This is a genomic window from Kitasatospora sp. Root107 (assembly GCF_001424875.1).
Lineage (GTDB): Bacteria > Actinomycetota > Actinomycetes > Streptomycetales > Streptomycetaceae > Kitasatospora.
In genome coordinates this window covers 1-21,009 of sequence record NZ_LMCT01000043.1, presented here as the reverse complement: position 1 = coordinate 21,009, position 21,009 = coordinate 1, and the positions used below count along the sequence as shown (strand labels likewise).

Below are 21,009 nucleotides of genomic sequence, written 5' to 3'. Positions count from 1 at the left end.
CCATCGCCGGCCGCACTCCGCTGCGGCTGCCCGCACGCACCGGCTGGACCGGGGTGCCGCGCGGGGTGGGCGCGCTGCCGGTCCGGGAGGGCCTGCGGCTGCGGATCCGCTGGGTGCAGGAGATGCAGGCCCGGATGGCACGGGAGTTGGGCACCCGTCTGCGCGCCACGGGCGGGCTCGGGAATCCGACCGACATCTGCCTGCTGCGCTGGAGCGAGCTGCTCGAACACGCCGAGACGGGACTGCTGCCCGCCGACTTCGGCACCCGGATCCTGCGGCCGGACTCTCCCCCGTTGCCCGCCTCCTTCCGGCTGGTGGAAGGCCGACCGGTGCCCGAACGCGCCCGCGCGGCCGACGCGGAGCAGGGCCAGGGCGCAGGCGGCGGCTTCGGCACCGGGATCGCCTGGGACGGCAGCGAGGCCGCCGCGCGCCCGGACCGGCCGGTCCTGATCGTCCGCACGCTCGACCCGGCGCTGGCCACCATGCTGCCCGGCCTCTGCGGTCTGGTCGCCGAGACCGGCAGCGCGCTCTCCCACCTGGCCGTACTGGCCCGCGAGTACCGCGTGCCGACGGCCGTGGGGGTGCCCGACGCGCTGGACCGGTTCCCGCCGGGCACGCCGGTCGCGGTGGACGGGGCCACCGGCGCGGTGACCGTCCGACCGGGCCCCGCCGAGGACGACGGCGAGGGCGACGCGAAGAGGGCGAGGACGTGAAATACCTCGCCTACCTACTCGGTTCCCTGTCGGCGGCGGGTGCGACCATCTACCTGATCGTGTACCTCTACCGGTGGGAGTGGCACCGCGCGCTCCTCTCCGCCGTGCTGCTGCTCGTCGTCGAGGGCGTGCTGATCTGCGCCGTCCTGCTGTCCCGGATCGCCCGCCTGGAGCGGCAGGTGGCGGAGGCCGACGCGCGGACCGAGGACGTCCGACGACGGTTGGCCCAGACCCGGGAGACCCCGCAGCGGCAGTTCCAGTGGCTCGACCCGGCCGAGGACGACCGCCACCGTACGTACGTGTTCATTCCCGTCCTGCTGGTGGCCGGTGCGCTGTTCTCCGGGGCGGCCTGGGTGATCCAGCGGATCGCCCGGGTCACCGGCCGCGGGGCGGAGCGGCGGCTCGCCGGACGGCTGACGGACCTGACCGCTCCGGTCCCCCGCGAGGACGGGCGGGGGCTGCGTCTGGAGGACCGCCCCGCGGTCCCACGGCGTCGGCCGGCCCGGACCACGCTGGCCGTCGCCGGGCTGCTGGCAGCGGCCCTCGTGCTCGGCCTGGGCGTGGACCGACTGGAGGACATCTTCCAGACCCGCTCCGAGCCCCAGCCCGACTCCGCTGCCAGCGTCGTGGTCTTCGAGGTCACCATCAAGCAGCAGGACGACCCCCGCGCCCTGGAGATCGCGGCGGGCAGCCTCTGGGAGTACTGCCGCCGGTCCACCGCCGCCCGCCTGGACGCGGCGCCCCTCAGCCGACTCGACGACGGCATCTACGTCGGCGTGGTCCGGCCCGCCTTGCAGGAGCACGACCTGCTGCGACTTCACGGCTGCCTCGAGGACGCCGCACTGAGCGCCGCCACCGCGCGGGTGCTGGGCGAGGGCCAGGCCGCCACGGGTGATATGCACTAGTCTGTCCCGCTGTCACTTACGCTTGGCAGGGACACGCTGCGCAGCCGCGCCTCCCGTACCCCGAAGTTGGTCAGCACTCCTTGATAACTCATCGCATTCCCACACCGCTCCGGCGGACCCTCAAGGTCCTGATCCTCTGCGGTCTCGGATACGGCATCCTCTGGGGCGGCGCGGCGCTGGGCATGCTCGCCGTCTCCACGTGGGTCGGCGAGGACCGGCCCGCCACCTCCACCGTGGCCGGCATCCACAACTTCCAGCAGGTCGACGCCCACGTCTGGCGCGGCTCGGCCCCCGGCCTTGACGGCTATCGCGCACTCGCCGCACACGGCATCCACAGCGTGGTGGACCTGCGCGCCGAGAACCTGACCCAGGATCAGCTCTCGCTGCCGGAGCAGGCCGGCCTCACCGTCGAACGCCTGCCGGTACGTGACGGCCAGACCCCGACCGCCGAACAGGTCAACACCTTCCTGCAGACCGTACGGACCACCGACGGCCCCGTGTTCGTGCACTGCGGCGCAGGAGTCGGCCGGACCGGCTCGATGGCCGCCGCCTACCTGGTCCGCACCGGCCAGGCAGACCCGCAGGAGGCCGCGATGCGTACGCTGGCCGTCGGGCCGCCGTCGATCGAGCAGGTCTACTACATGTTCCAGGGCACCCGCGACGAGAGCCCGCAGCCGCCGACCACCGTGCAGCTGATCAGCCGCTTCCTGGACGCTCCACGCCGGATCTCGTCCTACTTCTGATCCGAAGGTGACTCACTCCCGCTACCAGCTCGAGCAGAGGTTGTCCTCCGGGCAGAACATCGCCCAGACGCTGTTGTAACCGGACCGCACAGTCAAGCTGCCCGGGTCGGGACTGCCGTTGACGTACGAGCCGGGGTCGGGCGTCGCGGTGAAGGTGACGTACGTGCCGACCGGGAAGGCCGCAGCGCAGGAGCCGGTCGGCGGCGGCTGGTAGGTGGCGTCCGGAGCGTACGGATCCCACGCGCTCTGGTGGCAGTCGATCCCGGCCGGCCGGCTGGTGACGGTGCCCCCGCCCCACCCGTCGATCCAGGAATACAGCTGGCCCTGCTGGGCGGGAGTGACGGCCTGGGCCGTGACGGGGGCAACGGTGCCCAGCGCAGCCGCGGTGGCGAGCGCGGTGATCACCGCCATCGTGCGCCAGGCGGCACCGGCTCCGAACCGGTGCCAGGCGGGTTGGATGCTCATGACGCCTCCCGGGGGTCGGCTCTGTGCGCCCCTGCTTCTCAGTCTCCGCGCCTAGCCCTGCCTGCAACACCCCCTGCCACCAGGCAACTTCCCGTCACCGCCGATGATCCGAGCGCAGCCGACGGACCAAGGTCGACGGCAACGAGGCAGGCGGGTGCCACTACCTACTGACGCAGCGTCAGACCCGAAGGCTGCAGGGCACCTACGGCCCTCAGGATCATCCGACCGTCACCGATTCAGCCGATGAAGGGAAAGATCGGCATCGTCCAGCACGCCGCCTCCTCCGGCTCCCCCGGCCCCAACGGGGCAGGAGATCCCATCCCGATCACGTAGAGCCAACCCAGAACAGCAGCCGCGACAGCCATGGCCGGCAGGAGATACCAACAGCCGTAGGGCAGCCGGTCCAACACCGCACCGAGCACGAGCAGCACGGCGATCATGACGGCCCACGCGCACACGGTCGCCCTGAACCGGTCGGGATCGGGCTCGTGGCCCTGCGTCAGACACCAGTGCCACGTCGCGATGACGCGGTCCTTGGCCAACAGCAGCCTGCCCGTCGCGAAGACCAGCGCCGCCAAGATCCGCACCAACACCCACACACGATCAACAGCCCTGCCCTGGTTCCCCGCCGACACCACGCCCCCCAAAGTGATCACCCTTCTCCCGTCCCGGACGCAGCCGGCCCCGCTGCGGTTGCCCGCCGGGTCGGCCTGCACGTGGCCACCGTGCAGCTCCAGCTGCGTGGCGGAGCAGCCTGCCGGTACATCCCGTACGTGAGCGACCGCATGTTCGGCTTCATCAACAGCTGACCGTCCGCCGGAAGCAGGCGGTCAGACGAGACGGTCTCGGTGCTGCGCCGCGATGGCCCGGATGAGTGCGGCGAAGGCCTCGCGACTGTGGTTCTGCCTCTGCTCGGCCTTCGCTTCGCCCTCGTCCTCGCCGTCGGCGGGTTCGCCCTCGGCATCGGCGGGTTCGGCGTATTCGTCGTGCAGGAGCCAGCAGCCCTGGATGCCGCTGAGGAGGTCCTCGAGGAGGTCGCGGGCGGGCCGCTTGGGATCCAGCGGCGTCAGCCGCAGCTCCACGTCCGACCCGTCGTCCTCCTCGTCGTCGTCATCCGTGTACTCGGCGAGCAGCTCCTCGGCCTCCTCCAGCTGCTCGCGGAACGCTGCCGGATCGGGCAGTACGCCGTCGGCGATCCGCAGGGCGTGGCGTACGAGCCCGGTCACGACGTCGTAGGGGGAGGCACCCGCGTCGAGGAGCTCCAGGACCAGGGTCGGGGTCGCGTAGGGCAGGGCCTCGACGTGGTCCGCCTCCTGGATCACCTCGGTGGGCGGATGCCCGGTCACGGCCGAGACGGCCTCGGCGGCGGCGTACAGCCAGTGCGCGGCGGCCACCGCCGCAGCCGTCGGGTCGACGTCGGAGAAGAGCGCGGCCGGGCCGAACGGGTTCCCGTTCAGCAGCCGGTCGGCGGCGGCGACCTGGACCGGGGAGGCGTCCTCGCGGCTGAGCAGGACGGCCTGTTGGGCGCGTCCGGTGAGGTCGCCGAGTTCGGCGTGCTCGACGGCGGCCAGCTCCGCCGCGGCGTCGGCGCGCACCGCCTCGGTCAGCTCGGGGAGGCCCAGGGCGAGCAGGGCGCGGCCGACCCGGTTCGCGTTCTCCACCAGGGGGCTGTACGAGACGGTGATCGAACCGCCCTGCGGCAGGTTCGGTTCGGCGACCGCCTGGGCCACGTCGCCGAACGCCGTGCGTTCCTGCTCGCGGCGCCGGCCCTCGCGGTTGGGCTCCAGGGAGCCGACGGCGCCGGCGGGGTGGGTGTAGGTGTGCCAGGCCGCCGCGGACAACTGGGTGAGCACACTGGCCAGTCGGGAGAGGGCGCCGAGGTCGGTGCCGACCGGGACGGTGGCGATGCGCGTCGCCAGATCGCCCTCGCCGGTCCCCCAGGTGGCGATGAGCTCGTGCCGAACAGGGTCGACGCAGTACCGGGTCATGGCAGACCACCTCCAGGCTTCGGTCCGTCCTATCACCTGGCGCCGGGTCCCGGTCGCACGACTACCGAGTTGCACTCGATCCAGCGTGCGAACCGGCCTGGTCGCACACGGACGCCGACCTGCCGTCCGAGGCTCCGTCAGGAGCCCCGGACGACAAGTCGCCTGCTGTTCGGGTCAGTTGACGCTGACGGCGCTCCAAGAGGCGGCGACCGCGTTGTACTCGGTGCTGCCGGTGCCGTAGAGGTCCTTGGCGGCGTTCAGGGACGCGGCCCGGGCGCCCTTGTAGTCCGTGGTGGACGTCATGTAGACGGTCAGCGCGCGGTACCAGATCGCGGCGGCCTTCTGGTTGCCGATGCCGGTCACGGTCGAGCCGTTGCAGGTCGGGCTGTTGTAGGTGACACCGTTGATGGTCTTGGTGCCGCTGCCCTCGCTGGCGAGGTAGAACCAGTGGTTGCCCACGCCCGACGAGTTGTGGACGTCGAGCTGGCCGACCTTGCGGGTCCAGCAGTCGGCGGACCGGCCGTCCAGCGACGGCTTGTCCATCCGGCGCAGCCACGGCGGGGTGGACTGGTCGCTGAACAGGTAGTCAGGGGTGTCGACGGCGTTGTTGGCGTACCACTCGACCATGGTGCCGAAGATGTCGCTGGTGGCCTCGTTGAGGCCGCCGGACTCGCCCGCGTACCGCAGGTTGGCGGTGGCGCTGGTGACGCCGTGGGTCATCTCGTGGCCCATGGTGTCGAGGTCGACCTGCTCGGGGTCGGTCACGCCGTCGCCGTCACCGGTCATCATGCAGAAGCAGGTGTCGGACCACTGGGCGTTGTCCCACTTGGTGCCGACGTGCACGAAGACGGTGGCGCCCTTGCCGTCGTTCTTGATGCCGCTGCGGCCGAAGGTGTTCTTGTAGTAGTCGTACGTCCAGGCCGTGTTGGCGTGCGCGTCGACGGCGGCGGTGGCGCGGGCGCCGGTGAACTTCTTGCCGTCGCCCCAGATGTTGTCCGCGTCGGTGAACAGCGTGCCGGAGGTCGGCTTGATCGAGGACGACGAGAGGTTGAGCGCGTCCCTGGTGCTGTGCCCGCGGACCGGGTCGATCAGGGCGAAGCCACCGGCCTGCGCGGTGGTGTCGATGGAGACGTCACCGGTGTACTCCGAGTGCCCGGTGCCGACGGCCTGGTGCTCGGCGTCGTACGACTCGATCTGCTCGCCGGTCGAGGCGTCGGTGACGACGACCTTGCCGGCGGGCTGGCCGTGCTCGCCGACCCCGGCGACGGTGGTGCGCCAGGCGAGGCGGGGGGTGCCGTCGGCGGCCCAGATCACCAACTCGGGGGTGCTGGTGGCGGACTGGATGCCCGCCGCCTCCTGGAGCGCGCTGCTGGCGCTGGCCTGCGCGGGGACGGCCGGGACGGTGGACTTGACCTTGGGGTCGTGCGCCTTGCCCCGGGACGAGTCCTTCAGGCGGCCGCGGGCGTCCTGATGCACCACCAGGTCACCACCGACCACCGGCAGGCCCTGGTAGGTGCGGTCGAAACGGACGTGCTGGGTGCCGTCGGCGTCGATGACGACGTCCTTGACTTGAAGGTCCTGGCCCGCACCGAAGCCGAAAGTACCGGCGTTGCGGGCGACGTTGACCTTGGCCTGGGCTATCGCCGCGTCGCGGCCGGGGACGGCGGTGGCCGAACCGGTCTGGACGGTGACGGCAACGAGGGCGGCGGTGACCGCTATTGCTCCGGCCGCGAGGTGGCGGCGAGAAGAGGAGATGGGGCTCACTCTGACTCCAGTCGAGGGGAACTGCAGCTGATTGCTTCGCCAGAGCTTGATGGTGAGCCGACAAGAAAGCTACGCACCGGGGCAGATCTTGATGAATCTGTAGCCAAAGGCGACCGAATCTGCCCAAGTCGCCCGCCCGCCAATCGCCTTGGCGACCGGCGGACCGACCCTCCCTTCGCACCCTCCCTTCGTACCCGCACGAGGCGGGCCATGTGACGCCCGGTCAGTCCGCACCCGCCTTGCCCGACCCCGCCGTCTCCTGCTCGGCCACGTTCGGGACAGCGCCGGATCCGATCGCGCTGCCCGGCATCACGGAGTGACCAGTCAGGTGAACGAGGTCCTGCTCCGCAGTCTCACGGCCTGGCCGCCGACGGCGGACGGCAGCCGCTGGGCCCGCCGCCCGGTCCGTCCGGGTAGCGGGCCCAGCCCTGAGGTCCCGCAACTCACCAGCGGTACCACCGTCGTCGGCCACCGGCCGCCGAAGCGCCGCCGAAGACGAAGCCCAGCAGCCAGAGCACCAGCACCACCAGTGCGATCCACCAGAGGACGTGCCAGGCGAATCCGGCACCTCCCAGAAGCAGGGCGATCAGCAGGACAATGATCAACAGGGCCATGACATCCACACCTCCAGACCCAGCCGTCTGCCCAGTTCCGCCGATCCCACTCCTGGTCAGCTCCGTTTGAGCGACGCTGTGCGGGCCAGACGCCCGGTATGGACAGAATCAACGGCTCACCCCTGCCCGACTGGCTCGACGCACCCGCCGACTGGACCGGCCTCGACCGGGCCTCCGACCGGATCCAACGGCTGGTCACCGAACTGCCGCTGGGCCCCGTACGGGACGTCCTGAACGGGGCCTGGCTCGGCCACCCGCTGCACCCGGCGCTGACCCAGCTCCCGCTCGGCTGCTGGCTCTCGGCCACCGCCCTGGACCTCACCGGCGGACCACCCGCGGCCGCCCGCCGCCTCACCGGCCTCGGCCTGGCGGCCGTCCCCCCGACCCTCTGGGCGGGCTGGGTGGACTGGGCCGAGCTGTCGGCCGAGCGCCGCCGCATCGGCCTGGTGCACGCGGCGTCGGCCGTGGCGGCGACCATCCTGGAGATCGGCTCCTACCGGGCCCGGCGGCACGGCTGCACCACGGCCGGAGCGGTGCGCGGACTGGCCGGTCTCACCGTGGTGTCCCTGGCCGCCGCCCTCGGCGGACACCTGGCACACCGTCAGGCCGACGCGCAGCCCCGTCATCATGTGGACAGCACCGACGACCGCTCAGCAGGGCCGATACCCTCGCCTCCCCTGAATGATCTACCGGAGGTCTGACCATGATCCAGCGATTCGGCTCGGGCAAGCGCATGAGCGAAGCCGTGGTGCACAACGGCACCGTGTACCTGGCGGGCCAGGTCGCCGGGGACCTCACCCAGAACGTCGAGGGCCAGACCCAGCAGGTGCTCGCAAGCATCGACCGCCTCCTCGCGGAGACCGGCAGCGACCGCACCAAGGTGCTCCGCGCCGAGATCTTCCTCGCGGACATCAAGGACTTCGACGAGATGAACCTCGCCTGGGACGGCTGGGTCCCCACCGACGCCACCCCCGCGCGCGCCACCGTCCAGGCCTCGCTCTACCGCCCCGAGGTCCTGGTCGAGATCGTGGTGACCGCCGCGCTCTGACGGATCACCGGTTGCCCGGGGTGTCCGGTCGGCGCAGAGTCGGGGGCATGGACTCACCTGCGTACCGAGGAGCTGCGGCGCTGCTGGTCGACGGCCGGGAGATCGAGGTGGAGGCCGAGCTGCACGGCGACGTCCCCCGGATCGGGCTGCCGGGCTGGACCGGCGTGGTCCACACGACGGACGTCAGCCTCACCGGCGGCGCGGTCCGTACCGGCCGGATCCGGCTGCCGGGCGGCTGGGAGGGCGGGTTCGCGGTGATCCGGACCGTACTCGGGATGTCCACGGTGTGGGTCAGGGGGAACGACCAGGAGGCCTCGCCGGTCCACTGGCCCCACTGACTCGACGCAGCCACAGGTGATGGGGCCCGCACGACGTGCGGGCCCCATTCACGCGTCTCCTCGGAGCACAGGTGCCGCCGTGGCCCGGGCCCCGACGGACAGGGTTCACGCTCCCGCCATCTCGCGACCACTCGGCGGCTACCGGTTGAGCTGCAGCTGATGGATGGATATGCGCCAGCAGCTATTGCTATCAGCCGCCGACCCGCAGGAGACCCCATGAGCACCGGCCCCGTCCCCTCCCCGCAGCAGCGCCGCCAGGGTCGGGGCATGCTCGCCGCCGCCGCGGCCGTCATGCTCGCGCTGGGCGGCCTGCCGCCCCGGGTGCGGCCCAGCAGGCCCGGCAGGCCCAGCCCGGCGACCTGCTGGACGTGACGCTCGATCAGGTGCGTCCCACCCAGTCCGCGGTCGGCTACGACGAGATCTACTACAAGCTCGGCCGCTACACCTCGCCCAAGGACGAGCTGAACGGGAACATCAACAAGCGCTTCGACGACTGGTGCGAGACCAACGGCCAGGGCGTGGCCGCCACGGTGCACCCGGGCGCTCGGCTCGCCGACCCGACGACGTTCACCTGCGCCGTCGCGCTGGGCCAGGAGACCGAAGACAGCCGGGCCGAGATGAAGACCGTCGTGGTGGGACCGGGCGGCGCGCTCTACCTGACGGACGGTCACCACACCCTGACCTCCTTCCTGGAGGCCCCGGACGGCGGCCCGCGCCTGCACATCCGCCTGGTCGTCCAGGCCAACCTCAGCGACCTGTCGCCGAACGCGTTCTGGCAGGCCATGCAGGCCAACAACTGGGTCCGCCTGGTCGACGGGACGAACCAGCCGGTCACCGTCGAGCAGCTGCCGCAGCACCTGGGCCTGGCCTACTTCCACGACGACGCCTACCGCAGCCTGGTCTACTTCACCCGCGACATCGGCTACTCGGTGCCGGCCGAGGCCGCCGAGTACCTGGAGTTCACCTGGGGCGACTGGCTGCGCGGCCAGGGCATCGGCCTCCCCGGCTCGTACGACCCGACCGACTCCGCCTCGTACCTGGCGGCGGTCCGCACCGCCTCCCAGGCCATGTCCGCCCTCCCCGGGGGCACCGTCATCACCGCCGACGGCCGCACCGCTGCCCAGCTCGGCCGGCTGGACCCGTGGAACGCCGGCAAGAAGCCCACCGGCGGCGAGTTCGGCAAGCTCAGCGCACCGATCACCGCGGCCAAGCCCAGCAAGCTCGCCTACGCCCTGGACTTCCGCGCCACGGTCCCCACCGGGCCGGCCTGCACCACCACCGTCACCGGCCGCCACACCGGCCCGCTGGTGGTCGGCACCGGCACCACCTGCCTGGTCAACGCCCGCCAGACCGGCCCGGTCGTGGTCCGCGCCGGGGCGAACCTGGTCGTCAAGGGCTCGGACCTCAACGGCCCCGTCCAGGCCGTCGGCGCGGGCACCGTACAGCTCTGCGGCACCGTCCTGAACGGCCCGCTCAGCGCCGTGAACACCCGCGACCAGCTGACCCTGACCGCCCCGGGCTGCACCCCGAACACCCTCAACGGCCCCGTCCAGCTGGTCGGCAACCCCACCTCCTGACGCACCACCCCGATGCCGCTAGCCTCCTGCTCGTGATCACTGCTCCCGACGGGCGGATCCGCGCCTACGACCTGTCCTCCGACCCCCGGGGCGTGCTGTCGCCCACGGCGGAGTTCCGGCCCCGTCCGGACGACGAGCTGACGAGTCACGCGGTCTTCGCCGACCTTCGGCGAGCCGTGTACACGACGCTCAACAGCGTCGTCTGCGTGACCTCCGAGGGGACGGAGCTCTGGCGTTCCGATCTCCTGCCGCGGTCGGTCCGGCCGTACGGGCACCGGCCGGACTGTGCGCTCTCCCTGGACGAGCGCGAGGTCTGGGTCTACCGGCCCGACGCGATGGCCGACCGCGACGGGCCCGACCGGTGGGTCGTCCTGGACGCCGTGACGGGAGCTCAGATCGCGGGCGCCGACCTGGAGACCGTCGGGCACGGCGGGCAGCAGTACCGGAACGCCTCGGCCGGCTGACCCGCTATCCGTGGGACGCCCGGTGCCTCATCGACCTGACACCCGACGGGCACCGGTTCATGACGGTGGACCACGGCCAGGCCGACGTCGCGTTCCACACCTACCCCGACGGCGACACGACGCTCACCCTGCCCGCCGAAGCCTTCGGGCCCGCCCCCGAGGGCGCGTACGTGGAGTGGAGCGGGGGCTACCTCACGCCGGACACCGTCCTGGTCACCATCGCCGGCGAGATCGACCCCGAGGACGACCCGGACCTCGACGACGACGAGCGGGAGTGGCACCGCCACCACCACCTCGACCTGCGCACCGGCGAGATCACCGACTTCCCCGTCACCACCCGCGACTCGTACGACCTCACTCCCCTGGGCGACGGAACCTGGCTGACCACCGACCCTTCCGGCCACCCCGTCCGCTGGCCCGCCCACTGACCGCACGCCTGACGGACGCCCCGTCGGTCAGCCGCCGAGCTGCCACAGCGTGCCGTGGCCGGCGTTCAGGGTGGCGGCCAGCACGATCAGGTCGGCGGCGCCGAGGGTCAGGCCGAGCAGCGCGCGGCCCCGGCGCCGGGTGCCGCGGGCGAGGGCGAGGCCGCCCAGGACGAGGGCGCACGGGCCGAGCACCAGGTTGAAGAAGAGCAGGCCCAGCAGGCCCAGGACGAACGAGGCGACGGCCATGCCGTCCACGTCGCTGCGAGCACGGGTGGTGGTGGCGTTCATGGTGGTGGTGTTCATGATGGTGACTCCTCTCGGGGTTCAGTGGCGCCGGGTACGGGCCAGCTGCTCGCGGACGGCGAAGACGGCCAGCCAGGCCGCGATGGCGCAGCAGGCGACCGTGAACACCGGACCGGAGGCGTGTACGGCCGCGCCGCCCAGCACCGCAAGGGCGACGAGCACGGCGAGAAGTGACATCTGCGGACCCCTTGGTCGATTCGGCAGGATTCGGCGAACAGTTGAGATGACGACTGTTCGCTGAGTTCTCACTCTACGCTGGCCAAAGTCAGCAAACAGTTGTTTACTGAATGACGTGAGTCACACCTCGGGGGCCCGGCAGGCCCAGAAGCAACAGACCCGGCGCGCCCTCCTCGATGCCGCGCTGCACCTGCTGGAGGGTCAGAACCTCAGCAGCCTCGGCGTACGCGAGGTCACCCGCGAGGCCGGGATGTCCCCGGCGGGCTTCTACCGCCACTTCCGTGACATGGCCGACCTGGGTGTGACGCTGGTCGAGGAGTCCCTGGCCAGCCTGCACGGCATGGTGCTCGCGGTGCTGGCCGGCCCCGACGAGGCCGAGGAGCTGATCGACCGCGCGGTGGACGTCGTCGCCGGGCACGTCCGCGAGCACCGCGCCCACATCCGCTTCCTCGCGCGCGAACGGCACGGCGGCGTACGGCCGGTGCGCGAGGCGATCGGTGCGGAGCTGGCCCGGTTCGCCGACGAGGTCGCCGCCGCGCTGGCGGACCAGCCCGCCTCGGCGGGCTGGAGCGCGGAGGACCTGTTGATGCTCGCCGAGCTCTACGTCGAGCACCTGGTGTCGACCGCGACGGCCTTCCTGGACGTCCCCGAGGACCGCCCCGAACTCGACCTGCGGATCAGCCGGGTGGCGCGCCGTCAGCTGCGCCTGATCAGTGTCGGCCGCCGCCACTGGCGCGACTCCTGACCTTTGACCGGCCGGCAGATGGTGGGCGGATGAAGGAGCGGCGTCCGGGCCGAGTCTGGGCGGTGCCGACGAGGGAGTAGCAGCGGAGCTGCGGCGACTGAGGAGAAGAGTCTGGGCGGTGCCGACGAGGGAGTAGCAGCGGAGCTGCGGCGACTGAGGAGAAGCCGTCCAGGCGACAGCCCGGGCGACGCGACGCCGCCCACCATCTGCCGGCCGGTCTTAGCGCGCGAGCTTCGGCCGCAGCGGGGATCAGGCACCACGAGCTTCGGTGTGCGCGATCTCTTGGCCTCGGGCGACCTACCAGGGTAGACATGGCGTATGGCCCGCAACTCCGGTCGATCCCGGGCCCCGTCGGTCCCCGAGCCCAAGGGCCCGCGCCCGGACGGCGGACGTGAACTCCCCGGCCCGGCGCACCCGCACGGGCAGCCGAAGCGCGGGCGGCTCCGCTCGGCGCTCAGTACCCGCAGCGTCGCAGGCCAGGTCTTCGTCCTACAGGTACTGATCGTGCTTCTGCTGGTGGCGGCGGCGGGCACGCAGATGGTGCTCCAGGCCCGCCACGACAGCGCGACCGAAGCCCGTAACCGCTCGCTGGCGGTGGCCGAGACCTTCGCGGCCTCCCCCGGCATGGTCGCGGCGCTCCGCGCGCCCGACCCGACCGCGGTCCTCCAACCGGCTGCCGAAGAGGCCCGGATCAAGTCCGGCGTCGACTTCATCGTGGTGCTCAACACCGACGCGATCCGCTACACCCACCCCATGCCCGACCGGATCGGCAAGAAGTTCGTCGGCACCACCGCCCCCGCGCTGGCCGGTGAGTCGATCACCGAGGAGGTCGACGGCACCATCGGCCACCTGGTGCAGGCCGTCGTACCGGTCACCGACGGCAACGGCCAGGTGGTCGGCATGGTTTCGGCGGGCATCCGGACCAGCCGGGTCAGCGACAGCGCGGCGAGGCACCTGCCGATCCTGCTCGGCAGCGCGGCGGCAGCCCTGGCCCTCGCGCTGGCCGGCGCCGCGCTGGTGAACCGCCGGCTGCGACGGCAGACCCGCGGCCTCGACCCGGCCGAGATGACCCGGATGTACGAGCACCACGACGCGGTGCTGCACTCGGTCCGCGAGGGCGTGCTGATCATCGGCGGGGACGGCCGGCTGCTGCTCGCCAACGACGAGGCCGGCCGGCTGCTCGCGCTTCCCGACGACCCGGAGGGCCGGCACGTCACCGAGCTGGGCCTGGACCTCCCGGTGGCCGCCATGCTGCTCTCCGGACAGACCGTCACCGACCAGGTGGTGGCCGCCGGAGCCCGGCTGCTGGCCGTCAACGTCCGCCCCACCGACCGCAACGGCGGCCCGCCCGGCCTGGTCGTGACCCTGCGCGACTCCACCGAACTGCGGGCGCTCTCCGGCACCGCCGACCTGGCCCGGCGGCGGCTCAAGCTGCTCTACGACGCGGGCCTGGCGGTCGGCACCACACTGGACGTCTCCCGTACCGCCCAGCAGTTGGCCGAGGCCGCCGTCCCCGGTTTCGCCGACTACGCCACGGTCGACCTCGCCGAGGCCGTCCTGCACGGGGACGAACCCGAGCCCTCGCCGAGGCCGTCCTGCACGGGGACGAACCCGAGCCGGGCGCGCAGATGCGCCGCGCCGGGCTGAGCGGCATCCGCGCCGGGGCCCCGTTCTACCCGGTCGGCGAGCAGGTCCCGGTGGTACCCGGCACCCCGCGCGCCCGCAGCCTGGAGAGCGGCCGGCCGGTGGTCGAGCGCGATCTGACCGACGCCCTCAACGCCTGGCAGGAGTACGACGCGGCGCGCGTGCAGCGGGTGCGGGAGGAGGGTGTGCACGCGCTGCTCGCGGTGCCGCTGCGGGCCCGTGGCGCGGTCCTCGGCATCGCCACCTTCTGGCGCGGTGTCGGCCGGGGCTCCTTCGACGAGGAGGACCGCTCGCTCGCCGAGGCCGTCCTGCACGGGGACGAACCCGAGCCGGGCGCGCAGATGCGCCGCGCCGGGCTGAGCGGCATCCGCGCCGGGGCCCCGTTCTACCCNCCCGCCGCTACACCCGCGAGCACACCATGGCCGTGACCCTGCAGCGCAGCCTGCTGCCGGGCAGCCTGCCGGAGCAGAACGCCCTCGACGTGGCCTACCGCTACCTTCCGGCGCACGCCGGCGTCGGAGGGGACTGGTTCGACGTCATCCCGCTGCCCGGTGCCCGGGTGGCGCTGGTGGTCGGCGACGTGGTCGGGCACGGCCTGCACGCCGCAGCCACCATGGGCCGGCTGCGCACCGCGGTGCACAACTTCTCCTCCCTCGACCTGCCGCCCGACGAACTCCTCGGCCACCTGGACGAGTTGGTCAACCGGATCGACCAGGAGCAGGCCGGTACCGGCGACCAGGCCCCGATCACCGGGGCGACCTGCCTGTACGCGATCTACGACCCGGTCTCCCGGCGCTGCTCGATGGCCCGGGCCGGCCACCTGCCGCCCGCCGTCGTGCACCCGGACGGGAGGGTGGAGATCGCCGACTTCGTGGCCGGCCCGCCACTCGGCCTGGTCAGCATGCCGTTCGAGACAGCCGAGCTGGAGCTGCCGGAGGGCAGCAGCCTGGTGCTCTACACCGACGGCCTGGTCGAGCACCGCGACCGGGACATCGACTTCGGCCTCGACCTGCTGCGCTCCTCCCTCGCCCGCCCCGAGGGCAGCGCCGGCCGCAGCCCCGAGCAGGTCTGCGACGACGTGCTCGGCGCACTGCTGCCGGCCAGCCCCACCGACGACATCGCCCTGCTGGTGGCCAGGACCCGGGCCCTGGCGGCGGAGCGGGTCGCGGTCTGGGACGTGCCGTCCGACCCCGCCGCGGTCCGTGAAATCCGGGCCCAGGTGACCGCGAAGCTCGACGACTGGGGGCTGGAGGAGCTGGCGTTCACCACCGAGCTGATCCTCAGTGAGCTGATCACCAACGCCATCCGCTACGGCCTCGCACCGATCCAGGTCCGGCTGCTGTACGACCGCACGCTGATCTGCGAGGTCGCCGACCGGAGCAGCACCTCGCCCCACCTGCGCTCTGGTCGCCCAGTTCGCCGAACGCTGGGGCACCAGGTACACCGGGAGCGGCAAGGTCATCTGGGCCGAGCAGCGCCTGCCCTGACCGTTGCCGCGTGTCAGTCACCGGTCACGTTCCGTGTTGCGTACCGTCATAGCGATGACGAACCGTCCGTGACGAGGGGACCTGTCTCCGTGGAACGCAAGTGGTGGACCCTGCTCACCGTCTCGGTGGCGACGTTCATGCTGCTGTTGGACATCACGGTCGTGAACGTGGCGCTGCCGTCGATCCGCAAGGACCTCGACGCCAGTTTCACCGACCTCCAGTGGGTGATCGACGCCTATGCGCTGACCCTCGCGGCCCTGGTGCTGGCGGCCGGCTCGCTCGCCGACCGGCTGGGGCGGCGGCGGACGTTCGCCGCCGGGCTGGCGATCTTCTCCCTCGCCTCGCTGCTCTGCGCACTGGCGCCGAACCCGACCTTCCTCAACCTGGCCCGCGCCTTCCAGGGCGTCGGCGGCGCGGTGATGTTCGCGGTGTCGCTGGCCCTGATCGCCCAGGAGTTCCTGGCCGGACGGGAACGCGGCATGGCGATGGGCGTGTACGGGGCGACGATCGGGGTCGCGGTGGCGATCGGCCCGCTGGTCGGCGGGGCGCTCACCGATTCGCTCGGCTGGGAGTCGATCTTCTACCTGAACGTCCCGATCGGGGCCGGGGCGATCGTCCTCACCTACCTGAAACTGCGGGAGAGCCGCGACCCGAACGCGACCCGGGTCGACTGGCCGGGCGTCGCGACGTTCAGCGCCGCGCTCTTCCTGCTCGTGCTGGCGCTGGTGCGAGGGAACACCGAGGGGTGGGGCAGCGTACTGATCGTCTCGCTGTTCGTCGGCGCCGTGGTCCTGCTGGCCGCGTTCATCGTGATCGAGCGTCAGGTCGCCGAGCCGATGCTCCCGTTGGGGCTGTTCCGACGGCACGCGTTCACCGGCGTGCAGCTGGCCGCCTTCGCGGTCTCCAGCTCGCTCTTCGCGCTGTTCCTCTATCTGACGCTCTATCTGCAGAACTACCTCGGCCTCACCCCCTTCCAGACCGGGGTCCGCTACCTGCCGATCACCCTGCTCAGCTTCTTCGTGGCACCGGTCGCGGGCCTGCTCCTGTCCCGGGTGCAGGCGCGGTTGATGCTCGCCGCCGGCCTGGCGGCCATCGGCGTCGGTCTGATTCTGATGGGCGGCATCACGGCCACCGACGACTGGACCACCCTGCTCGGCGGCTTCCTGGTCGCCGGGGCCGGGGTCGGCCTGATCAACCCGGTGATCGCGGACGTTGCCGTGAGCGTGGTGCCCAAGGAGATCAGCGGCATGGCGGCCGGCATCAACGACACCTTCCGCCAGGTCGGCATCGCCGTGGGCATCGCCGTCTGGGGGGCGATCTTCGTGGCCCGGGGCACCAGCAAGATCGGCGAGCGCACGGCGGAGGTGCCAGGGCTGACCAGCGCGAACCACCGCGAGCTCGCCGAGGCGGCCTCCTCGGGCAACCTGGAGCAGGCCCTCGCCGCGATCCCCCCGCAGTTCCGCCAAATGGTCTCGGACGCCGCCAGGGAGGGCTTCCTGGCCGGCTTCAACACGGTGCTCTTCCTCGGTGCCCTGGCCAACTTCATCGGTGCCGCCCTGGCCCTGTGGCTGGTCCGGGAGAACGAGATCGAACGCCGGCGGCCGGAGCCGGCCGCAGCGTGACCGGAGCGGTCAGCGGCCCTCCTCCTCGCCCCGGTCGCGCCAGCTGGCGCGGACCAACTCCCGCTCGGCCGCGGTCAGATGGACGGCAGCTGCCAGCCAGCTCTCCGCGTACGCATCGGCCCGGCCGTCCTCCAGCCGGCCGAAGACGTCCCGCCCGCGCCGGTCCGCCGCCGCGGCGAGCGCCGAGCTGAGCGCGGCCGCGCCGTGGAAACCGGTCCGGGCCAATGCGGCGGCGTCCGTACGGGCTCCGCCGGTGCGCGCGGACTCCGCGACGGCGCGGCGCCCGCCGGCCACCCCGAGCTCGACCAGTCGCCGGACCCGCCACAGCGGCNAGCCGGGAGCGGATCTGCTCATGTCGGCGACCTGGACCACCTCGCTGGAGAGGTCGACCTTGCGGGGTGCGGCGTCGTAGGCGCGCGACAACTCGCCCAGCAGATCCGGCACGGGGGCCCCGACCTCCCGGGCCAGCACGGTGTCCCCGGCCGACCCGAGCACCACCAGGTCGCAGCCGACGGGCTGCCGCAGCAGGCTGTCGTCCTCCGGGTCGGCGAGCGGGCCGTCACCCAGCCGTTCGGCGGCGGCCTGCGCCAGTGGGCGGGCGAACAGGGCGGCCGGCGCTCCGGCTGTCCAGTCCACCCCCGGCACCGGGCCGGCCTTCACCCCCCGGCCGGAACCCAGCCGGCCGTCCGCCGAGGCGGTCGCGCCGGAGATCAGGAGTCCGCCGCGCGAGAGCCGGGCGTGGTCGAGGGCGGCCGCCCCGACCGAGACCGGCGCGGTGCCCGCCCCTCGGGCCCGGGCCGGGCCGCCCGGGCGGACGTCGGCGACGGAGAACCACCGGCCGTCCTCGTCGAGCAGGTGGGTGACCACACCCGCGTACCCGGTGGAGGTCAGCACCGGCTCCCGGAACACGCCGTGCACGCGCAGTGCACCGCCCGCCCGGTAGGCCCGCCGGGCGGTGCCCAGCAGTGCGGCGTCACCGCGTCCCATCCTCAACAGGGCGGTGGTGAGCAGGAGTTCACGCAGTGCGGCGGTCAGGTCGGCGAGCCGGTGGCCGTCCCGCCTGGCCCGGGCGCTGCGCAGCCCGCGCACCACACGGAGGGCGGCGGCCTCGGCCCGGTGCAGGTCGGCGAGCCGGGCGGTGTGCGCCGCCCGCAGGAGTTCGGCCTGCGGGACGCCTCCGGCGGCGGGCAGGCCGGCGGCCAGCACCGCTGCGGTGGCCGTCCACAGTGCGTCGGCCGCCCTGGTCTGAGCCTCCGTCAGCACCACCGGGACCACCGGCTCCGGCTCCGGCTCGGATGCCGCCGGGGTCTCGACTGCCGCCGAGGCGTCCGCTGAGGCATCCGCGAGCGGACAGCAGTGCAGCAGCGCGGCCCGGTGCAGACACCGCGGCGCGAGCAGGCAACTGCACCGAGCGTGCCCCTCCTCGGCGATCACGCCGTCCGCGCCCGGGGCCAGCGTGACCACGGCGTCCTCACCGCAGCGGACGGTCGGCCCGCCCTCGCCCGCCTCCACGGGCAGCGCCGCGTACTGCTCGATCGCGGCGTCCAGCTTCTTGCGCAGCCGGGAGGTCAGCGCCTCCACGGCGGCCGCGAGCAGCGCGGGGGCGACGGGTGGCAGGGTGGCTGAGCTGGTATCGGGGGTCATCGGTTCTCTCCACGGAGTCGGTCGCCGACCCAGCGGGCGAGGGCGAGGGGGCTGAGGGCGGCCACGGGCATGCCGGCTGTCACGAGCTGCTTGGCGACGGGCACCGAGTAGCGGGGGTTCCCGGTGTCGTCCAGAGCCGCGCAGCCCATCAGGTGCACGCCGGACGAGGCGAGCGCCCTCACCTCGGCGAGCAGGCCGCCGAGCGGGCCGCCCTCCTCGAAGTCGCTGACCACCACGACCAGGGTGCGGCTCGGCACGGTGACCAGGGAGCGGGCGTGGGCCAGCGCCTTGGCGATGTGCGTACCGCCGCCGACCCGTACCTCCAGCAGCAGTGACAGCGGGTCGTCGACCTTGTCGGTCAGGTCGGCGATCTCGGTGGAGAAGGCCAGGAAGTGCGTGGACAGCGTCGGCACGCCGCCGAGCACGGCCGCCGTGAGGGCGGACCAGATGACGGAGGCCTCCATCGAGCCGGACACGTCGACCACCAGCACCAGCCGCCAGTCGGCCTCCTTGCGGGCCCGGGTGCTGAAGACGGGGCGTTCGGGCACCACGACCGTCCGGCCGTCCGCCAGCCGCCGGGTGTGCGCCAGGTTGGCGCGCAGCGTGCGCGGCAGGTCGAGCCGACCGCCGGGGCGGCGGGTGGGCCGCGGAGTGGCGAGGCCGCTGAGGGCGGGGCGCAGCCGGGTGGCGAGCTCGCGGGAGAGCTCCTCGACCAGCCGGCGGACCAGCGGCCGGAGCGTGGCCAGCCGCTGCTCGGGCAGGCCGCCGGCCAGGTTGAGCACGGAGGTCAGTAGTTCCACCGACGGGCGGACGGAGGCCGGGTCCAGCTCGGCCAGGACGTCGGCACGGCCGGCTTCGGCGGCGCTGCCGAGCACCTCCTCGCGGACCTCCGTACCGAACAGCGCCTCCAGCTCCTCGGCCCAGTCCCGGGCGGTGGGGAAGGACGCCTCCGATCCGCCGCCGACACCGCCGGGGAAGTCGGCGGCTCCCTCGCCCCGGCCCGCGCCGTAGAGCTCGTCGAGGGCGTGCGCGTAGCGTCGGGCACCGTCGGGCAGCCGCTCGGGCTCCCGGCCGAGCAGCAGCCGCCAGCGGTCGGCGGGCGCGAGCAGCGCCGTCTCCGAGGTCTTCGGACGGGCCGACGGCTCCGTCGTGTCGTCAACTGCCAAGTAGGCCTCAGCAGTTGGGCCAAGGCCGAGCACGGCCAGGGAGGCGGCTGCCGCGGAGTCCGCCGCCGTCCAGAGGGCGAGCAGCTCGGGCGAGGCGGTCAGGGTGAGGTCGGGCCGTTCGCCGAGCTGTTCGGCGACGGTCTCCAGCAGCCGCCCGCGCCCGGCCGGGCTGAGCGCGTCGAAACCGGCCCGCAGGGCGGGCAGCCGGTCGAGGAAGCCCTGGTCGGGCAGCCCGTCGATCCGTTCCAGCAGCGGGCCGAGGGCGGTCGGCGCGTACTGCAGCAGCGGGCCGCCGGCCGTCAGCAGGCCGGTGAGGTGCCGGGCCAGCCGGCGCCGGGCGTCGGGGTGGGTGGCGGTGTCGACCCAGCCGGCAGCGCGGGTGCCGAGCCGGTCCGGGTCGTCGAGGTCGAGCAGCACCCGGGCGGCCAGCGCCGCGCCTTGGACCAACGGCGAGGCGGTACGGGCGAGTTCGGCGAGCGCCGCGTCCATCCGCAGGCCGAGGCGGTGCTCGCCGGCCCGGGTGGCGAGGGCGACCAGCGCGGCCGCGTCGCCGGGGTCGTCGCTGCCGGACAGCCCGGGCAGGCCGCGGACGGCCGCGTCCAGCAGCACCACGGCCAGCTCGGCCGCCTGCGTACGGGTCGTCTCGGTGGTGCCGGGCAGATGGCCCCGGCGCAGCGCCTCCAGCAGGTCGAGGGCGCTGAGCAGCTCCGGCAGGGCACCGGCAGCAGGCAGCAACTCGGCGGCCTGGGCGAGCAGTTCGGCCACCAGAGCGGGTAGGTCGCAGGCGGCGGCGGAGCGCAGCCCGGCCAGCAGCTGGGTGCAGCTCGGACCGCCGTCGGCGGTCTCCTGGCGGGTGCGTTCGCGCAGGGTGCCCGCGGCGGCCAGCTCGGCGGTCACGCCCCGGACGCCCGCCAGATCGAGGCGGGCCGCCACCGACGGCGTCCAGCAGACCCGCCAGCGGGTGGTCAGCGCGGACGCGTCGCCGGTGCCGGCCACCTGGACCGGCTCGCCGTAGCCGACGCCGCAGACCTCGAGGCGCTGCAACAGCGTCTCGCGGCGGCGGTCCAGCGGGGAGCGCAGCGGGTCCAGCCGCAGCTCGCGGGAGTCCGGGTCCTCGGGGGCGGGCAGGCGCAGCTCGGCGAGCTCGGCCTCCACCGACGGGCCGAGCCCGGAG

The 21,009-nt window shown here is 73.1% G+C and carries 21 protein-coding genes and 2 pseudogenes; 15 read left to right on the top strand and 8 right to left on the bottom strand.

The window, feature by feature from the left end; all coding sequences use genetic code 11:
- The 3 genes from ASC99_RS28630 to ASC99_RS28620 form a co-directional block, all read left to right on the top strand.
- A partial coding sequence (locus tag ASC99_RS28630) for a PEP-utilizing enzyme (RefSeq protein ID WP_255359290.1) occupies positions 1 to 713 on the top strand: 713 nt, incomplete at its 5' end.
- Positions 710 to 1,618 carry a hypothetical protein gene (locus tag ASC99_RS28625; protein WP_057237436.1) on the top strand — a complete coding sequence of 303 codons (909 nt, stop codon included), beginning with the start codon at positions 710 to 712 and terminating at the stop codon, positions 1,616 to 1,618. The genes ASC99_RS28630 and ASC99_RS28625, both read left to right, overlap by 4 nt.
- A gap of 80 nt (positions 1,619 to 1,698) precedes the next feature.
- Complete coding sequence (locus ASC99_RS28620) at positions 1,699 to 2,361, top strand: dual specificity protein phosphatase family protein (RefSeq protein ID WP_235583171.1); 663 nt, start codon at positions 1,699 to 1,701, stop codon at positions 2,359 to 2,361.
- A 21-nt stretch (positions 2,362 to 2,382) separates the two neighbouring features.
- Here the strand turns inward: ASC99_RS28620 and ASC99_RS28615 are convergent, their stop codons facing one another.
- The 5 genes from ASC99_RS28615 to ASC99_RS28595 all read right to left on the bottom strand — a co-directional run bounded on the left by ASC99_RS28615 (position 2,383) and on the right by ASC99_RS28595 (position 7,192).
- Positions 2,383 to 2,826: a hypothetical protein gene (locus ASC99_RS28615; protein WP_057237434.1), complete on the bottom strand. Its 444-nt coding sequence runs from the start codon at positions 2,824 to 2,826 to the stop codon at positions 2,383 to 2,385.
- Between the two features lie 236 nt (positions 2,827 to 3,062).
- On the bottom strand, positions 3,063 to 3,542 hold the full coding sequence (locus tag ASC99_RS28610; RefSeq protein ID WP_057237432.1) for a hypothetical protein: 480 nt from the start codon (positions 3,540 to 3,542) through the stop codon (positions 3,063 to 3,065).
- Positions 3,543 to 3,656: 114 nt separating this feature from the next.
- On the bottom strand, positions 3,657 to 4,814 hold the full coding sequence (locus ASC99_RS28605; protein ID WP_057237430.1) for a hypothetical protein: 1,158 nt from the start codon (positions 4,812 to 4,814) through the stop codon (positions 3,657 to 3,659).
- 174 nt (positions 4,815 to 4,988) lie between these two features.
- On the bottom strand, positions 4,989 to 6,578 hold the full coding sequence (locus ASC99_RS28600) for a M4 family metallopeptidase (protein WP_082598711.1): 1,590 nt from the start codon (positions 6,576 to 6,578) through the stop codon (positions 4,989 to 4,991).
- 443 nt (positions 6,579 to 7,021) lie between these two features.
- Positions 7,022 to 7,192, bottom strand: coding sequence for a hypothetical protein (locus ASC99_RS28595; protein WP_057237426.1), 171 nt, complete (start codon positions 7,190 to 7,192; stop codon positions 7,022 to 7,024).
- Between the two features lie 98 nt (positions 7,193 to 7,290).
- Here ASC99_RS28595 and ASC99_RS28590 point away from each other — a divergent pair, with 98 nt between their 5' ends.
- From ASC99_RS28590 to ASC99_RS41355, 7 genes are all read left to right on the top strand, one after another.
- Positions 7,291 to 7,893, top strand: a complete 603-nt coding sequence (locus ASC99_RS28590; RefSeq protein ID WP_057237425.1) for a hypothetical protein — start codon at positions 7,291 to 7,293, stop codon at positions 7,891 to 7,893.
- A gap of 2 nt (positions 7,894 to 7,895) precedes the next feature.
- Complete coding sequence (locus ASC99_RS28585) at positions 7,896 to 8,240, top strand: RidA family protein (RefSeq protein WP_057237423.1); 345 nt, start codon at positions 7,896 to 7,898, stop codon at positions 8,238 to 8,240.
- 47 nt (positions 8,241 to 8,287) lie between these two features.
- Complete coding sequence (locus ASC99_RS28580) at positions 8,288 to 8,578, top strand: hypothetical protein (protein ID WP_057237421.1); 291 nt, start codon at positions 8,288 to 8,290, stop codon at positions 8,576 to 8,578.
- A gap of 216 nt (positions 8,579 to 8,794) precedes the next feature.
- Positions 8,795 to 8,950, top strand: coding sequence for a hypothetical protein (locus ASC99_RS41365; RefSeq protein ID WP_235583170.1), 156 nt, complete (start codon positions 8,795 to 8,797; stop codon positions 8,948 to 8,950).
- An 11-nt stretch (positions 8,951 to 8,961) separates the two neighbouring features.
- Entirely contained in the window at positions 8,962 to 10,155 is a 1,194-nt protein-coding gene (locus tag ASC99_RS28575; protein ID WP_235583169.1) for a ParB/Srx family N-terminal domain-containing protein, read from the top strand.
- A 32-nt stretch (positions 10,156 to 10,187) separates the two neighbouring features.
- The gene (locus ASC99_RS41360; protein WP_235583168.1) at positions 10,188 to 10,619 is read left to right on the top strand and encodes a hypothetical protein; all 432 of its coding nucleotides are present in this window, start codon (positions 10,188 to 10,190) and stop codon (positions 10,617 to 10,619) included.
- 59 nt (positions 10,620 to 10,678) lie between these two features.
- Positions 10,679 to 11,047 carry a hypothetical protein gene (locus ASC99_RS41355; protein ID WP_235583167.1) on the top strand — a complete coding sequence of 123 codons (369 nt, stop codon included), beginning with the start codon at positions 10,679 to 10,681 and terminating at the stop codon, positions 11,045 to 11,047.
- 27 nt (positions 11,048 to 11,074) lie between these two features.
- Here ASC99_RS41355 and ASC99_RS28565 read toward each other — a convergent pair whose 3' ends face one another.
- Both ASC99_RS28565 and ASC99_RS39900 read right to left on the bottom strand, forming a co-directional pair.
- Positions 11,075 to 11,350, bottom strand: coding sequence for a hypothetical protein (locus ASC99_RS28565; RefSeq protein ID WP_057237418.1), 276 nt, complete (start codon positions 11,348 to 11,350; stop codon positions 11,075 to 11,077).
- A 21-nt stretch (positions 11,351 to 11,371) separates the two neighbouring features.
- Positions 11,372 to 11,527: a hypothetical protein gene (locus tag ASC99_RS39900; protein ID WP_200948457.1), complete on the bottom strand. Its 156-nt coding sequence runs from the start codon at positions 11,525 to 11,527 to the stop codon at positions 11,372 to 11,374.
- A gap of 115 nt (positions 11,528 to 11,642) precedes the next feature.
- On the opposite strand from ASC99_RS39900, the gene ASC99_RS28560 reads away from it, so the two are divergent.
- The 5 genes and pseudogenes from ASC99_RS28560 to ASC99_RS28550 all read left to right on the top strand — a co-directional run bounded on the left by ASC99_RS28560 (position 11,643) and on the right by ASC99_RS28550 (position 17,025).
- Positions 11,643 to 12,272, top strand: coding sequence for a TetR family transcriptional regulator (locus ASC99_RS28560; RefSeq protein WP_057237416.1), 630 nt, complete (start codon positions 11,643 to 11,645; stop codon positions 12,270 to 12,272).
- Positions 12,273 to 12,590: 318 nt separating this feature from the next.
- Positions 12,591 to 13,919 (top strand): hypothetical protein, encoded by a 1,329-nt coding sequence (locus tag ASC99_RS41350; RefSeq protein ID WP_369825198.1) that lies wholly within the window; start codon positions 12,591 to 12,593, stop codon positions 13,917 to 13,919.
- Positions 13,901 to 14,307, top strand: a pseudogene (locus ASC99_RS42360) (GAF domain-containing protein); the annotation flags it as partial. The gene ASC99_RS41350 and the pseudogene ASC99_RS42360, both read left to right, overlap by 19 nt.
- 1 nt (position 14,308) lies before the next feature.
- Positions 14,309 to 15,403 (top strand): annotated as a pseudogene (locus ASC99_RS41345) (SpoIIE family protein phosphatase); the annotation flags it as partial.
- A 68-nt stretch (positions 15,404 to 15,471) separates the two neighbouring features.
- Positions 15,472 to 17,025, top strand: a complete 1,554-nt coding sequence (locus ASC99_RS28550) for an MFS transporter (protein ID WP_369825197.1) — start codon at positions 15,472 to 15,474, stop codon at positions 17,023 to 17,025.
- Between the two features lie 1,640 nt (positions 17,026 to 18,665).
- On the opposite strand, the gene ASC99_RS28540 is transcribed toward ASC99_RS28550, so the two are convergent.
- Positions 18,666 to 21,009 (bottom strand): DUF5682 family protein (locus tag ASC99_RS28540; protein ID WP_157531811.1); only part of this gene is annotated, 2,344 nt, incomplete at its 5' end.